This is a genomic window from Nocardia puris (assembly GCF_036051655.1).
GTDB lineage: Bacteria > Actinomycetota > Actinomycetes > Mycobacteriales > Mycobacteriaceae > Nocardia > Nocardia puris.
The window spans coordinates 6,084,878-6,098,159 of sequence record NZ_CP107943.1 but is presented as its reverse complement, the minus strand read 5'-3'; the positions used below and the strand labels follow the sequence as shown (position 1 = coordinate 6,098,159).

Here is a 13,282-nt window from a genome sequence, read left to right as displayed (position 1 = left end):
TCAATCGGACGGTGCGGGGGCAGGCGCTCCTGTCTCGCGTTCCCGGCCCAGCTGCGCTGCGGCGGCCCGCTCTCCGATCGGCTCCGCGCCGGTCAGGGATTCGCCGGTAGCGCGGCGCGGGTGAGGCCGGGGACGACTCGGACGTAGATGACCATCCCGACCAGTTCGACCAAGGTCTGGGTGAGGACGATGACGGGGGTGAGGGCGTAGCCGTCGGGCAGGGCGAGCGCCAGGGGCAGCACGACGAGGGAGTTGCGGGTGGCGCCGGAGAAGAGCAACGCGATACCGGGGCCGGTGCCGAGCCGGGCCAGGCGGGCGACGGCCAGGCCGAGCACCGGCATGACGATCAGGAACGCGGCGTAGATCGGGACGACGCGGGCGACCTGATCGAACTCCCCGGTGATCTTCGGGAACTGGCTCGCCACGACGACCAGGAGCGTCGCCGCCATCAGCGGAACCATCGCGGTGCTCATGGCTCCGGTGAGCACCTCGCCCGCGCGGTGGCGCCGGGCCAGTAGCTGGGTGCCCCAGGCCAGCGCCAAGGGCAGCGCGATCAGCAGGAGGAACGCCTCGAGGAACGGGCCCGCCTCCACGACGTCGGCGAGGTCGGCGCCGACGAACAACCACAGGCACACCGGCAGCAGCAGCATCTGGGCCAGCATCAGCAGCGGCGCGGCGGCCAGCAGGCGCTGACTATCACCGCCCGCCAATCCGCTGAAGACAATGACGTAGTCGATGCACGGCGTCAGCAACGTGAGCAGCACACCGAGCAGCACCGCCTGCGGCAGCGACAGGAACATCGTCAGCACCGCCACCACCGGCGGCACCACGACGAAGTTGACGACGAGCACCGTCGCCAGGAACCGCACATCCCGGAATGCCGCGCCGAACGCGGTGAACGGCACCTGGAGGAACGTCGCGTAGAGCAGGGCGCCGAGCACCGGATAGATGCTCACCTCCAGACCGTGCCCGGCCCCGGGCCACACGAAACCGACGAGCGCTCCGACTGCGAGGGCGGCCGAGTACACCGGAATCTGGTGGCGCTCCAGCCACGCCGTCATCGATGTGCGCACCGGTCCCTCTCCCCGAACGTGCGCTGCCGGTCGGCAACGCCCACGGCGGGCGACCCCGCCGAACACACCTCCGTGCTCCGCCCACGAAGGTCCGCCGCCCAGTCTCACATCGCGAGCCGGCAGCGTGGCGGCGAGGGCGGTGAACGCGGACCCACACCCTGACGTCTCCCGCCGCACTTGCGATGGCGAACCGACAGCGCCCCGTGCACGCACCGCGACGCATTCGGAGCCGGATGAAACCGACGGCTTCCCGCCCTGAGCGTGCTCCGACTCGACGGACAGCGAAACCGACTGCGCCCGTGCCCGCACCACTGTGGCACGAACACGGACGCACCCGTTGTCCCGGAGGGCGTTCCCCCCGCCTACTCCCCGCGCGCGAAGTCCGCGATCACCCCGGGCACGGCGGCGTCGAACCCGGCGACGTCGAGCATGCCCGCGTCGGACGGGTCGGCGATGCTGAACCCGGTGGAGGTCATGCCGACCACCACCAGCTTCGCCTCCGGGTTCACCTCGCGGCGGTAGCGGGCCAGAGCCTGGTGCGGGTGCACCGAACCTGCCCACGTCTCGCTGTCGGTGTACACCGAGAACACGTCCACCTCGAGGCCCTTCTCCAGCGCGTACAGCATCGGCAGCGCGCAGTCGGTGCCGCCGAACGGCAGGTGCTCGATCGTGCGCAGCACGTCGTCGAGCCGCTGCCGCGGGCTGATCGCGAGCGGGGACACGGCGGCGCCCCACCCGCTCCCACCGGTGAAGCCGAGGAGGTGGGGCGAGTCCTCCGTGCTCGCGGTGACCAGCGCCAGCGCCGCGCTCGCCTCCCGCGCCGAGAGCGGCAGACCGGAGATCCGGACGGTCATCGAACCCGACACGTCCAGCGCCAGCAGGTGCCGCTTGCCGGTCGGGTCCACCGCCTCGAACGCCGCGTAGAACGCGGCGTCCAGCGCGTCCACGATCGGCCCCGACGGCGTCCAGGTGCCGTCGCCGCGCACCGACCGCCCCGACGCGTAGGTCCGCAGCGCCAGCAGCACGCTCACCGGGTGCACGCGCGCCTTGCGCAGCCGCGTCCGGTCACCGAGCTGCGCGGTGACCGCGCCGGTGCGCGCGCTCCCCGGCCCGAGCAGACCCAGCCGGGTCAGGCGCGGCAGCTGCCGCAGTAGTGCCGTCTGCGGAAGTCCGTTGTCCAGCAACGCCTCCCACACCGCGGGCGAGTCGACCGCGGCGTCGGGCAGCATCTCCCAGGACAGCCGGTACTCGCGCACCAGCTCCGGGATCCGCGCGAGCGGGGCGCGCTGGGCGCGCTCGTAGCCCTCGACCATCCGCAGCCCGTCGTGGGCGACCTCGCGACCGCAGATCCAGTCGAACAGTCGCTTGCGGTCGGGCTCGACGGTGCCCGGGTGCGCCAGGCGCAGCAGGTCGCGGTGGGTCCAGCCCTCCCGCTGCCGGTACTTCACGGCCTGATACGCCAAGTCGTCGACCGGGGTGCGCAGGTACCAGTCGCCGACCGCGCGCCGCAGCCCGCGACCCCAGCCGCGGAACTGCTCGACGTAACCGGCGAACAGGAACAGGTGCGTCCCCGTGCGCGCCACCAGCGGCAGCGCCGCCAGCGCGGTGCGCCGGCCCTCGACGTCGCCGAGGGAGGCGGCCGCGGCCAGCGCGAACAGCGCGGGGTTCTGCTTCGGCGCGCGGCCCGCCGTGGACACGGCGACGATCTCGGCCACCAGCTCGGCCGTGCGGTGCCGCGCGAAATCCAGGACCACCTCGGCGTTCTCGCGCGTCAGCGCCTGGGCGCGCACGTAGAAGGTGCCGCCCTCGGTGCCGAGGGTGAGAAAGCGGCGCAGCCGCACCAGCGGGGTGACCTCGAAAGTGAATCCCCCGGCATTGTTGCGGACCTGACGCGAGTCGGCGGCGAACCGCTGCGGAGTCGCGCGCGTACCGATGCCCTGCAATGCGTCCATGTCTACCTCGTTTCCGGCCCCCCACCCGGGGCATTCGATGTCCTGGACGCGACCGGCGGGCGATCCTCCTCGTCGGAGAATGCGCCCGCCGCGTGCGTCCGGGTCCGGCGTGCGGGACGGTCGTGGTGTGCCGACCGGAGACACCCCGAAGGGTGTTCAGGAGTCGAACCTGTGGGATACCGATAACCGATCGGCTCCGGCCCGCCCATACGCCGGGCACATCGTGGGAGCGGTCGTGGTGTGCCGACCGATGTAATAGCGCTCTGACCCCTGAGCTACACCGGCTCGCGCCGGTGGCGGGATTCGAACCCGCGACCTCTCCATTAGGAAAGTGGATAACCGACCGACTCCGGCCCGCTCCGTTGATGTGCTGTGAAAGACAGTAGCGAGCCGAATCCGGTGTGCGCCACCGAATTAATTCGCGGCGCGACGCGACATCCGAAAGCCGCGCTGCCGACACGGGTTCCCGGCGTCGGTCTCGGAAAGTCGTGAGCCGACGGCCCGCGCGCCCGAAAAATCCTTTGCGTCCGTCCCCGGCCGAGCGATGAAATGGGGCCTCTCAGGGCGTCAGCACTCGTATGACTGCCATCGACATGGGTATGCCGGAAGGAACTCGCACCGTGGACATCGTCGACGAGGACGCGGGGATCGAGAGCGCGCGGCGGGCCGGGCGCGCCGAATGGGTGGGCCTCGCCGTGCTCGCGCTGGCGTGCCTGGTGTACGCGATGGACCTCACCGTGCTGCACCTCGCGGTGCCGATGATCAGCGCCGATCTGGCGCCGACCGGCGCGCAACTGCTCTGGATCATCGACGTCTACGGGTTCATGGTGGCGGGCCTGCTCATCACCATGGGCACGCTCGGCGACCGGATCGGGCGGCGGCGGATGCTGATGACCGGCGCGGCGCTGTTCGCGCTGGTCTCGGTGCTCGCGGCGTTCGCGCCCACCGCCGAGACGCTGATCCTGTGCCGCGCGCTGCTGGGAATCGCGGGCGCGACCCTGGCCCCGGCCACATTGTCGTTGATCTTCAATATGTTCCGCGACGCGCGGCAACGCTCGCTGGCGGTGGCGGTGTGGGTCGGTGCGTTCTCGGCGGGCGGCGCGATCGGGCCGGTGATCGGCGGTGTGCTGCTGGAGCACTTCTGGTGGGGGTCGGTGTTCCTGCTGGCGGTGCCGGTCATGGTGCTGCTGCTGGTGCTCGGTCCGCGGGTGCTGCCGGAGTTCCGCGATCCCGAGGCGGGCCGGCTCGATCCGGTGAGCGCGGCGCTGTGCGTGGCGACCATGATCACGGTGGTCTTCGGCATGAAGAAGATCGCCCAGGACGGGGTGGGCGGCGCGGCGCTGGCCGGGCTGGCGCTGGGCGCGTTGCTCGGCACGCTGTTCGTGCGCCGCCAGCTCACCGCCGACGATCCGATGCTGGACCTGCGGTTGTTCCGGCTGGGGACCTTCCGCATCGCGCTGCTGGTCAATATCGTCGGCATCTTCGTCGCGTTCGGGTACTTCCTGTTCGTCGCGCAGTACTTCCAGCTGGTGCTGGGCATGTCGCCGCTGATGTCGGGACTGGTGATGGCACCGACGGGCATCGGGTTCATCGTGGGCTCGCAGGCCGCGCCGCGCCTGGTGCGCTACGTCCGGCCCGCCTACCTCATCGGCGGCGGTCTCGGGGTCGCCGGCGTGGGGTTGCTGATGATGACCCAGCTCGAGGCGGGCGGCGGATACGGGCTGGCGCTGGTGGCGTCGCTGATCATCTCGCTGGGACTGGCGCCGGTCTTCGGCATCACCACCGAGATCGTCGTCGGTTCGGCCCCGCCCGAACAGGCGGGCGCGGCCTCCGGCGTCTCGGAGACCGGCGCGGAACTGGGTGGCGCGCTGGGCATCTCGATCCTGGGCAGCATCAGCATCGCCCTGTATCGCGGCGACCTCACCACCACCCTGCCCGACGGCCTGAGCGACGCCGACGCAGTCTCGGTGCGCGACACCCTGGGCGGCGCCGTGCACGTCGCGGGCCAATTGCCCACGGCCACCGGCGAAGCCGTGCTCGAGGCGGCACGCGCCGCGTTCCTGCACGGCGTGCACGTCACGGCCGGGATCGCGGGCATCGCCGCCCTGCTCATCGCCGTGGTCGCCACCCGCAGGTTGCACCGCATCCCGGCGGGGCCGCTGTCCAGCGACCACTGAGTGGGTGGATTCCACAGTGCTGGAGGATGATTCGACCTCCGTATGACATCCGATGCACTGCCGCATCGGATGCGGTCAGCCGGCCGCGAAGGGGATGCGCGGCCCGCCGGCGCGATTCTCCGATCGGGCAGATGACCGGCCGAATGGACCGGCGATCGGACGCCGCGCGATTGCCGACGGCCCGCCGCGGCAATGGCGGCGGGCGCGCTTGGGCTGTCCGCGTCGGGTCTGTTCGTGGCGCTCCCCGGGCACGGCGTCGTTCTTCCGCTGCGTCTTCAGGCTTCCCCCTGCTCCGGGTCGAGGTGGGCTCGGCGCTGCTGCTGACGCCCGTCGGCGCGCTCGCGCTCGGCGCGGCGGTCCACACCCTCGGCTGGGCAAGCGCTCGGCTGCGCGCTGATCCTCGGCAGCGCCTATCCGATCACCGTGGGCCGGGCGCGCTCCGCCTGAGGGGCCACCGGGCCGAGAATGGATGCCGGGTGGTCGCTAGGCTCGGGGCGTGCGGCAGAAGATGATCGTGGATGTCGATACCGGGATCGACGATTCGCTGGCGCTGCTGTATCTGCTCGCCTCGCCGGAGGCCGAGATCCTGGGGATCGCGGCGACGGCGGGGAATGTGGGGGCGGCGCAGGTCGCGGCGAACAATCTCGCGTGGCTGGACGTGTGCCGGGTGCCGGAGATCGAAGTGGCGCTGGGGGCGGCGCAACCGTTGGCGATCCCGCTGCGCACCACCGAGGACACGCACGGGCCGCAGGGCATCGGCTACGCGGAGCTGCCCGTCTCGGCGCGGGCGCTCTCCCCGCGCACGGCCGCCCGCCTGTGGGTGGATCTCGCGCGGGAGCATCCCGGTGAGATCGTCGGACTCTGCACCGGTCCCCTCACCAATCTCGCGCTGGCGCTGCGCGCGGAACCCGCGCTGCCGCGTCTACTGCGCCGCCTGGTGATCATGGGTGGCGCGTTCAACCACCCCGGCAACACCACACCCACCAACGAGTGGAACGTGCACGTCGACCCCGAGGCCGCCAAGGAGGTGTTCGACGCGTTCTCCGCCGCCCCGCCCGACCGCAGGCCGCTGGTGTGCGCACTCGACATCACCGAGACGATCGAGATGCGCCCCGGCCACTTGGCGCTGCTCGCCGACCGGGCGGGCAGCGTGCCCGCCGAGGCGGTCGCCGCCGACGATCCGCGCGGGAAGCGTTCGACGGCCTCGAATCCGATCGTGCGGCACCTGTCCGACGCGGTGCGCTTCTACTTCGAGTTCCATCAGGACTACGACCAGGGTTTCCTCGCGCACATGCACGACCCGTTCGCGGCGGCGGTGGCGCTGGATCCCACGCTGGCCCGCACCCGGCCCGCGACGGTGGACGTGGAACTCACCGGCACCCTCACCCGCGCCACCACGGTCGCCGACTGGGCGGGCATGTGGGGCCGGGAACCCAACGCGGACATCGTGATCGGCACCGATCCCGCCCTGTTCTTCGACCGGTTGATCGCGCGGGTGGCCGATTTCGCCGCCGCCCGCTACCCGTCACCCGCGCCCGCGACGTGACGGCCGAGGACAGGAGCCGCCGTTGATCGACGACGACAACGCCTATCTCACGGAGTTCCGCACCCGCCTGGGACTGCCCGGAATCATCGACGTGCACACCCACTTCATGCCGCACCAGGTGCTGCGCAAGGTGTGGGCGTACTTCGACTCGGCCGGGCCGCTGGTCGGACGGGAGTGGCCGATCACCTACCGTGCGGACGAGCAGGTCCGGCTCGAGACGTTGCGCGACTTCGGGGTTCGCGCGTTCACCTCCCTCGTCTACCCGCACAAGCCGGGGATGGGGGCGTGGCTGAACGAGTGGACCGCCGAGTTCGCCGCCCGCACACCGGATTGCCTGCACACAGCCACCTTCTACCCGGAACCGGAGGCCCCCGGCTACGTGGCCGACGCGGTGGCGGCGGGAGCGCGAGTGTTCAAGGTGCACATCCAAGTCGGTGACTTTCCGCCCGGCGACCCGCTGCTCGATCCGGTGTGGGGCCTGCTCGAGGACGCGGGCGTGCCCGTGCTCATCCACTGCGGATCCGGGCCCGCCACCGGCCGTTTCACCGGCCCCGGCCCCATGGACGAAGTGCTGCGACGGTTTCCGCGCCTGCGCGTGATCATCGCCCACATGGGCACCCCCGAGTATTCGCAGTTCCTCGACCTCGCCGAGAAGTACGAGGGCGTCGTGCTCGACACCACGATGGTGTGGACCGACTTCAGCGAGGCGGACGCGCCCTTCCCGAAACACGAGTGCCCGCGCGTGCGCGACCTGGGCGACAAGATCCTGTTCGGCAGCGACTTCCCCAACATCCCCTACACCTACGGCCACGCCATCGAGGCCCTGGAACGCCTCGATCTCGGCGACGACTGGTTGCGCGCCGTCACCTACGACAACGCCGCCGGGTACTTCGGACTGCGCTGACGCACGATTTGTGTCCTCTCACCGAGAACAGCACGAAAACCCTTGGCGAGCATCCCGATTCGGCCCGCGCAACCCTGTGCTTCCTGGGCTTGCCCGCTGCGGCGCGGCACCGAAACGATGTGGGGCGAGAGAAAGGTACGCCCATGAACATCTCCACCCGGGCGCGACGCGCCGCCGTCGTCTGCCTCACCGCGACCGCCCTCGTAGCCGCACCGGCGGCGGCCTCGCCCGCGGGCCCGGTCGCCCCGACCCCAGCCTCCGGATCGTTCAGCGGATCGGCTCAGCAAGCCGAACTGATCTTCGACCTGCTCGCGTGCTGGGCCAGGATCATCATCACCCAGCCGCCCCACCCGTACTGCCACTGAGCCTCACCGGTGCGCGCCGCGGGACAATCCGCTGGCGCGCAGGACGCGGCGGGAGATGGCGGCGCGGATGGATTCGTCGGTGCCGATGATGCGGACGTGGCCGCGCGCCCTGGTGATCGCGGTGTAGAGCAGTTCCCTGGTGAGCAGCGTGGATTCGGGTTCGGGCAGGACCACCGACACCGTGTCGTACTGGCTGCCCTGGCTGCGGTGGATGGTCATCGCGAAAACCGTGACCACGGCGGGGAATTGGGTCGGATGCACGAGATACGGTTCGCTGCCGCGCTGGAGTGCGGCGCGCAATGAACCGTCCTCCTGGCGGACGATCACGCCGGTGTCGCCGTTGTAGATCCGCGCCTCGTGATCGTTCGCGGTGACGAGCAGGGGTTGGCCGGGATACCAAGGGGCGGAGTAACTCTCGGGCCCCGCTCCCCCGGCGGCCGCCCACTCCGCCGCCATGCGGTCCCAGCGCTCCACGCCGAACGGGCCCTGGCGGTGGGCGCAGAGCAGGCGATGCGATTCCAGCGCGGTGAGCGCGCGGGCCGCCTCGCCCGCCTCCGCCGCCTCGGTCACCGCCAGGGCCGCGCGCACCACGTCGACGCGGACGGCGGCGTTGTCCTCGGGCGCGCACAGGGACAGTTCCGGCCCGCCCGCGCGCAACAGGTCCAGCGCCGCCTCGGCGTCGCCCGCGCGGACCGCGACGGCGAGATCGGCGATCCGGCCACCGAAACGGCGGCCCCGGGTGAGCCGGACGATGCCGCCCCGCAAGCGCTTTCGCTCCAGCGGCGTGAGCGCGTTCACGCCCGTCTCGGCGAATTCGGGGCCGAGGATGTCGTCCAGCACGGGGTTGGGGGTGCTCGCCACGGGGCCGGCCACCAGGTCGGCGAGCACCGCGCCCGCGTCGACGGACGCGAGCTGGTCCGGGTCGCCGACCAGCACCAGGCGGGTGTCGGGGCGCAGTGCGGCGAGCAGGCTGCTCATCATCGTGAGCGAGACCATGGAAGTCTCGTCCACGACGATCACGTCGTAGGGCAACCGGTTGAATTCGTGGTGGCGGAACCGCGTGCCGCGCCCCCGCTGCCAGCCGAGCAGGCGGTGCAGAGTCGCGGCGGTGAGGTCGGGCAACCCGAGCGCGGCGGCCTGTTCGCGCACGGCCTCCTGGAGCCGGGCGGCGGCCTTGCCGGTGGGCGCGGCCAGCGCGATGCGCAGCGCGGCGGCCTTCGGGTCCGCGCGGCGGTGCGCCTCGAGCAGGGCGATGATGCGGGCGATGGTGTGGGTCTTGCCCGTGCCGGGGCCGCCGGCGACGACGGTCGTCCAATGCGTCGCGGCCAGCGCAGCCGCCAGACGCTGACGGTCGGGGCCCGCGCCCAGCGGGTTGTCGAAGAGGCGGTCCAGTTCGGTGCGCACCACCTGCGCGTTCACCTTCGGGTGGTGCTGCGCGCGGTCGGTGAGCACCCGCCGAATGGTCTGTTCCTGCTGGTAGTAGCGGTCGAGGTAGAGCAGCGGGCCGCCGTCGTCGCCGTCGGGCGGGTCGACCAGCCGCAGCGGGCGCAGCGGTCCGGCCGGTCCGCCGCACACCAGCGGGCTCACCCGCAGCGCCGCCACCACGGAGTGGATCTCGGGCCACGGCAGGGTCGCCGGATCGATGCCCTCGCCCGCGTCCCAGTCCTCGTCGGCGTCGATGCCGATCTCGCGCATCCGGAACAGCTCCAGGCACACCGAGCCCGACCGCACCGCGCGCACCGCCAGCGCCGCCGCGAACAGCACGTCCTCGGACTCCTCCCGCCCGAGCCGCCCCAGCCGCAGGGCCACGTGCACGTCGGCGGCGCTCAGCACACCGGCTTCGTTGAAGGTGCGCAGCAACCCGGTTCCCCGCTGCGCCACTTGGATCGAGGTCATCACACTTCACCCGCCAGCAGGTCCGACAGGGCGACCACGAGCCCCGCCGGCGGCTGCCAGTCGAAAACCCCTCGCCCCGAGGGAGTTCCGGGCCCGATCATGCCGCGTACGAACAGGTAGCGGCAGCCGCCGAGGTGCCGGGCGGGGTCGTACCCGGGCAGCCGCCAGCGCAGGTAGCGGTGCAGGGCCACCGAATAGAGCAGGGCTTGGAGCGGATAATGAGAGCGCATCATCTCGGCGGTCATGCGGTCGCGGGTGTAGTGCTCGACGGTGAGTTCGCCGGTGCCGAGGCTGTTGGTCTTGTAGTCCACCACCACGAAACGCGGTGTCCCCCTGGGATCGGTGACGCGCAGGACGGCGTCGATGCTGCCGGTCAGGTAGCCGCGTAGATGCACGTCGTCGAGGGCGGCCAGCTGGTCGGCGTAGGGCGCTAGGTCGTCGGTGGCGGGCAGGTGGGCGCGCACCAGCTCCGCGATGGCCCGCAGCGTCGCCGCGCGACCGGAGGGTGTGTCACCGCCCGCGAGCGGCAGCTCGAATTCCAGCTCGCACAGGCGATCCCGAGTGGCGATATCGGCCAGCGCGCCGAACCCGAGCGGTGTCCGCAGCACCGCGAGCAGCGCGACGCCCAGCACGGCCGGGTCCATCTCGGACATGACCTCCTCGACGGCCTCGCGGCAGCGCGTGTGCACCTCGGTCTCGAGATCGGCCGCGTCGGTGTCGATGCGCTCCAGCACCCCGTGCACGAGGGTGCCGAACTCCGCGCCGTAGGGCAGGCCGTTCATGAGCGACGGCGCGGCGGCTTCGACAGGGTCGGCCGTGTCCACCGGCGGAGCGGCGGGTTCGTCGCCGGGCCCGCGTTCGTCCTCCGGCTCTGTCTCCGTGGGCATCTCGTGCGCGCCCGCCGTGAGCGCCGAGTAGGAGGTGCGCCGCCACTGGTGGTCCAGCACGCGGTCGAATCGCGCGGCCGCCAGCGCACCGCCGAACGGTTCGGGGCGTGCCCGCTTCGCCCGCACGTCGTCGGCCGCACTCACCGCCGTCACCGAAATCGCTTCCGCCGCACCCGAAGCCCACGTGGTCAAGGTGTCGACCACGGCCTTGTCGGCGGGAACCTGCGCCCTGGCAGGCACCTGCGTCCCGCCCTCGCGCCTGCCGAAGATCATCCGGTGCAACGGCGCCGCCGGGGTACTCGCGGACGGGGCCCACCACGCCACCACCTGGCACATGGCGCGGGTCAGCGCGACGTAGAGCAGGCGCAGCTCCTCCCCCGCCTCCTCTGCCTCGCAGCGGTTCTTGCGCTGCTGGTAGCCGGGCGCCTCCGGCCCGCCGACGTCGAGCACGCGGGCGCCGTCGTCGTCGTGGAACAGCAGGGTCGCCGGATACGGGTTCTTCGCGTTGTCCCACGCGAAAGGCAGGTAGACGAGCGGGAATTCGAGCCCTTTGCTGGCGTGGACGGTGGCGATCTGCACCGCCGCCGCGTCGCGATCCAACCGGCGCGAGCGGTCGCCCGCCGTGCCCGCCGCCGGGTCCCGGATCTGGTCGCCGAGCCAGCGGGTGAGCGCGGTCAGCCCGAGCCCTTCGGCCGCCGCCACCTGATCGAGCAGCTGCGCGACGTGGCGCAGATCGGTGAGTTCGCGCTCCCCGTTCTCCACCGACAGCAGGCGGCGGGCGAGATCGGCTTCCGCGGAGAGCTTTTCGAAGACGGCCGCGAAGCCCGCGCGCGCGAACAACCGGGCCGCGTCACGCAGCTGGGCGCTGACCCGGCCGACGAGATCGGCGCCGCCACTGTCGATCTCGGCCGCCGTCCGCCCCAGGATCGGGGTGCACGCGGCGAGCCGCACGCGGTCGGAGCGATGCGGCTGCTCCAGCGCGCGCAGTACCCACAGCCAGTCGGTTGCGGCGGGAGTCCCGAAGACGCTCACGCCGCCCGCCAGCACCGAGGCGATGCCCGCGCGGTCCAGCGCGGCCCGCACGACGTCGATCTGGGTGCGGGTGCGCACCAGCACCGCGATGTCGCCCGGATCGACCGGACGGTGCACCGACTCCCCCGCGCCCGCCTTGGCCGACGAGACATCCAGGCGCACATCGGATTCCAGGACGCGCACGATATCGGCGGCGAGATCGTCGGCGACCCTGGCGCGTTGCCTGCCGACGGTCGGGAAGCCCGACCGGTTGAGCGGGCCCGCCCCCGAGCGCGGCAGACACCGCAGGCGCAGCGGCGTGGTGAGGTCGGCCGGTCCCGACAGCCGCGACCAGCCGCGTGTCGCGGCGACCGGATAGACCGTGATCTCCGGGTGGCCCAGGGCCGCACCACCCTGCACGTGGTCCAGTGCGGCGAGCAGTCCCGCGTCGCTGCGCCAGTTGACCGTGAGTTCCCGGCGCCGGTCGGCGTGCGCGACGGCGTCGAGATAGCTGAGCACCTCCGCGCCCCGGAACGCGTAGATGGCCTGTTTCGGGTCGCCGACCAGCACCAACGTGGCGTGGCCGTGAAAGGCGTGGCGCAGGATGTTCCACTGCAACGGGTCGGTGTCCTGGAACTCGTCCACCAGCGCCACCCGGTAGCGCTCGCGGATGCGGGCACGGGCGCGCGGGCCGTGCTCGGGATCGGCGAGGACGTCGTGCAGCAGCACGAGCAGGTCGTCGAAATCGCGCAGACCGGCGAGGCGTTTGCGGCGCTCGGTCTCGGCGCGCGCGGCGGTGGCGAAGGCGACGCGCTCGCCGGCTTCGCCGCCGTCGTCGGGGACCAAGCGCGCGTGGCGGTCCTGCACGGCGGCCAGCGCCAGCGCGTGGGCGTCCTTGGTGCGGAACGGCGGTTCGCCCCGCGCGTAGCGGCGCAGGTAGAGATCGTCGGCGACGGTGCGCACCACCTCGTCCACGGATTCCACCAGCCGGGCCGCCGGATCGTGCTCCCCGGCCAGGCCGAGTTCGTCCAGCATGCGCTGGCAGAAGCTGTGCGTGGTGGCGATGGTGCCCGCGTCGAAATCGGCCAGCGCCGCCACCAGGCGCGCCCGCCGCAGCCCCACCTCGTCCGCCTCGGCGCGCGCCAGGTGCCGCACGAGGTCGTCGGCGTGCCCGGCCGCCGCCTCCGGATCGGCCAGCGCCGCCGCCACCGCGACGAACCGGTCGCGGGCCCGTTCCCGCAGTTCCTGGGTCGCGGCGCGGCTGAACGTCACGAGCAGCAGTTCGTCGATCCCGACCCCGGCTTCGGCTACGTAGCGCACGGCGAGTCCGACGATCGCGTGCGTCTTGCCGGTGCCCGCGCTCGCTTCGAGCACCGTGGTCCCGGTGGGCAGCGGACCGTAGGGGTCGAACCGGTCGCCGGTGTCGGAGGTGAAGGCGAGCGCGTTGTCAACGGTCATGCGGCCCAACCCT

General features: G+C 72.0%; 8 protein-coding genes. 4 read left to right on the top strand and 4 right to left on the bottom strand.

Translation table 11 applies throughout. The features are described from left to right. Positions 1 to 92: 92 nt before the first annotated feature. The gene (locus tag OHB21_RS28185) at positions 93 to 1,061 is read right to left on the bottom strand and encodes an arsenic resistance protein (RefSeq protein WP_195124506.1); all 969 of its coding nucleotides are present in this window, start codon (positions 1,059 to 1,061) and stop codon (positions 93 to 95) included. A 374-nt stretch (positions 1,062 to 1,435) separates the two neighbouring features. Continuing rightward, positions 1,436 to 3,025, bottom strand: coding sequence for a TROVE domain-containing protein (locus OHB21_RS28180; protein ID WP_067502023.1), 1,590 nt, complete (start codon positions 3,023 to 3,025; stop codon positions 1,436 to 1,438). A 599-nt stretch (positions 3,026 to 3,624) separates the two neighbouring features. On the opposite strand from OHB21_RS28180, the gene OHB21_RS28175 reads away from it, so the two are divergent. The 4 genes from OHB21_RS28175 to OHB21_RS28160 all read left to right on the top strand — a co-directional run bounded on the left by OHB21_RS28175 (position 3,625) and on the right by OHB21_RS28160 (position 8,017). Then, a complete protein-coding gene (locus OHB21_RS28175; protein WP_407675263.1) occupies positions 3,625 to 5,202 on the top strand; it encodes an MFS transporter in 1,578 nt (525 codons plus the stop codon). A gap of 508 nt (positions 5,203 to 5,710) precedes the next feature. Further along, complete coding sequence (locus OHB21_RS28170) at positions 5,711 to 6,748, top strand: nucleoside hydrolase (protein WP_067502194.1); 1,038 nt, start codon at positions 5,711 to 5,713, stop codon at positions 6,746 to 6,748. A gap of 22 nt (positions 6,749 to 6,770) precedes the next feature. Then, a complete protein-coding gene (locus OHB21_RS28165; RefSeq protein ID WP_067502024.1) occupies positions 6,771 to 7,652 on the top strand; it encodes an amidohydrolase family protein in 882 nt (293 codons plus the stop codon). 143 nt (positions 7,653 to 7,795) lie between these two features. Further along, positions 7,796 to 8,017: a hypothetical protein gene (locus OHB21_RS28160; RefSeq protein WP_067502026.1), complete on the top strand. Its 222-nt coding sequence runs from the start codon at positions 7,796 to 7,798 to the stop codon at positions 8,015 to 8,017. A 3-nt stretch (positions 8,018 to 8,020) separates the two neighbouring features. Here the strand turns inward: OHB21_RS28160 and recD are convergent, their stop codons facing one another. Both recD and OHB21_RS28150 read right to left on the bottom strand, forming a co-directional pair. Continuing rightward, positions 8,021 to 9,913: an exodeoxyribonuclease V subunit alpha gene (gene recD, locus OHB21_RS28155; RefSeq protein ID WP_067502028.1), complete on the bottom strand. Its 1,893-nt coding sequence runs from the start codon at positions 9,911 to 9,913 to the stop codon at positions 8,021 to 8,023. Then, a complete protein-coding gene (locus tag OHB21_RS28150; protein ID WP_195124177.1) occupies positions 9,913 to 13,269 on the bottom strand; it encodes a UvrD-helicase domain-containing protein in 3,357 nt (1,118 codons plus the stop codon). The genes recD and OHB21_RS28150 overlap by 1 nt, the downstream gene beginning before the upstream one ends. Between the last annotated feature and the right edge of the window lie 13 nt (positions 13,270 to 13,282).

What these genes read in the sequence shown, in the direction of transcription:
- OHB21_RS28180 (WP_067502023.1), bottom strand. Translation starts at nt 3,025, where the DNA reads ATGGACGCATTGCAGGGCATCGGTACGCGCGCGACTCCGCAGCGGTTC.
- OHB21_RS28160 (WP_067502026.1), top strand. Translation starts at nt 7,796, where the DNA reads ATGAACATCTCCACCCGGGCGCGACGCGCCGCCGTCGTCTGCCTCACC.
- OHB21_RS28175 (WP_407675263.1), top strand. Translation starts at nt 3,625, where the DNA reads ATGCCGGAAGGAACTCGCACCGTGGACATCGTCGACGAGGACGCGGGG.
- OHB21_RS28150 (WP_195124177.1), bottom strand. Translation starts at nt 13,269, where the DNA reads ATGACCGTTGACAACGCGCTCGCCTTCACCTCCGACACCGGCGACCGG.
- OHB21_RS28170 (WP_067502194.1), top strand. Translation starts at nt 5,711, where the DNA reads ATGATCGTGGATGTCGATACCGGGATCGACGATTCGCTGGCGCTGCTG.
- recD (WP_067502028.1), bottom strand. Translation starts at nt 9,913, where the DNA reads ATGACCTCGATCCAAGTGGCGCAGCGGGGAACCGGGTTGCTGCGCACC.
- OHB21_RS28185 (WP_195124506.1), bottom strand. Translation starts at nt 1,061, where the DNA reads ATGACGGCGTGGCTGGAGCGCCACCAGATTCCGGTGTACTCGGCCGCC.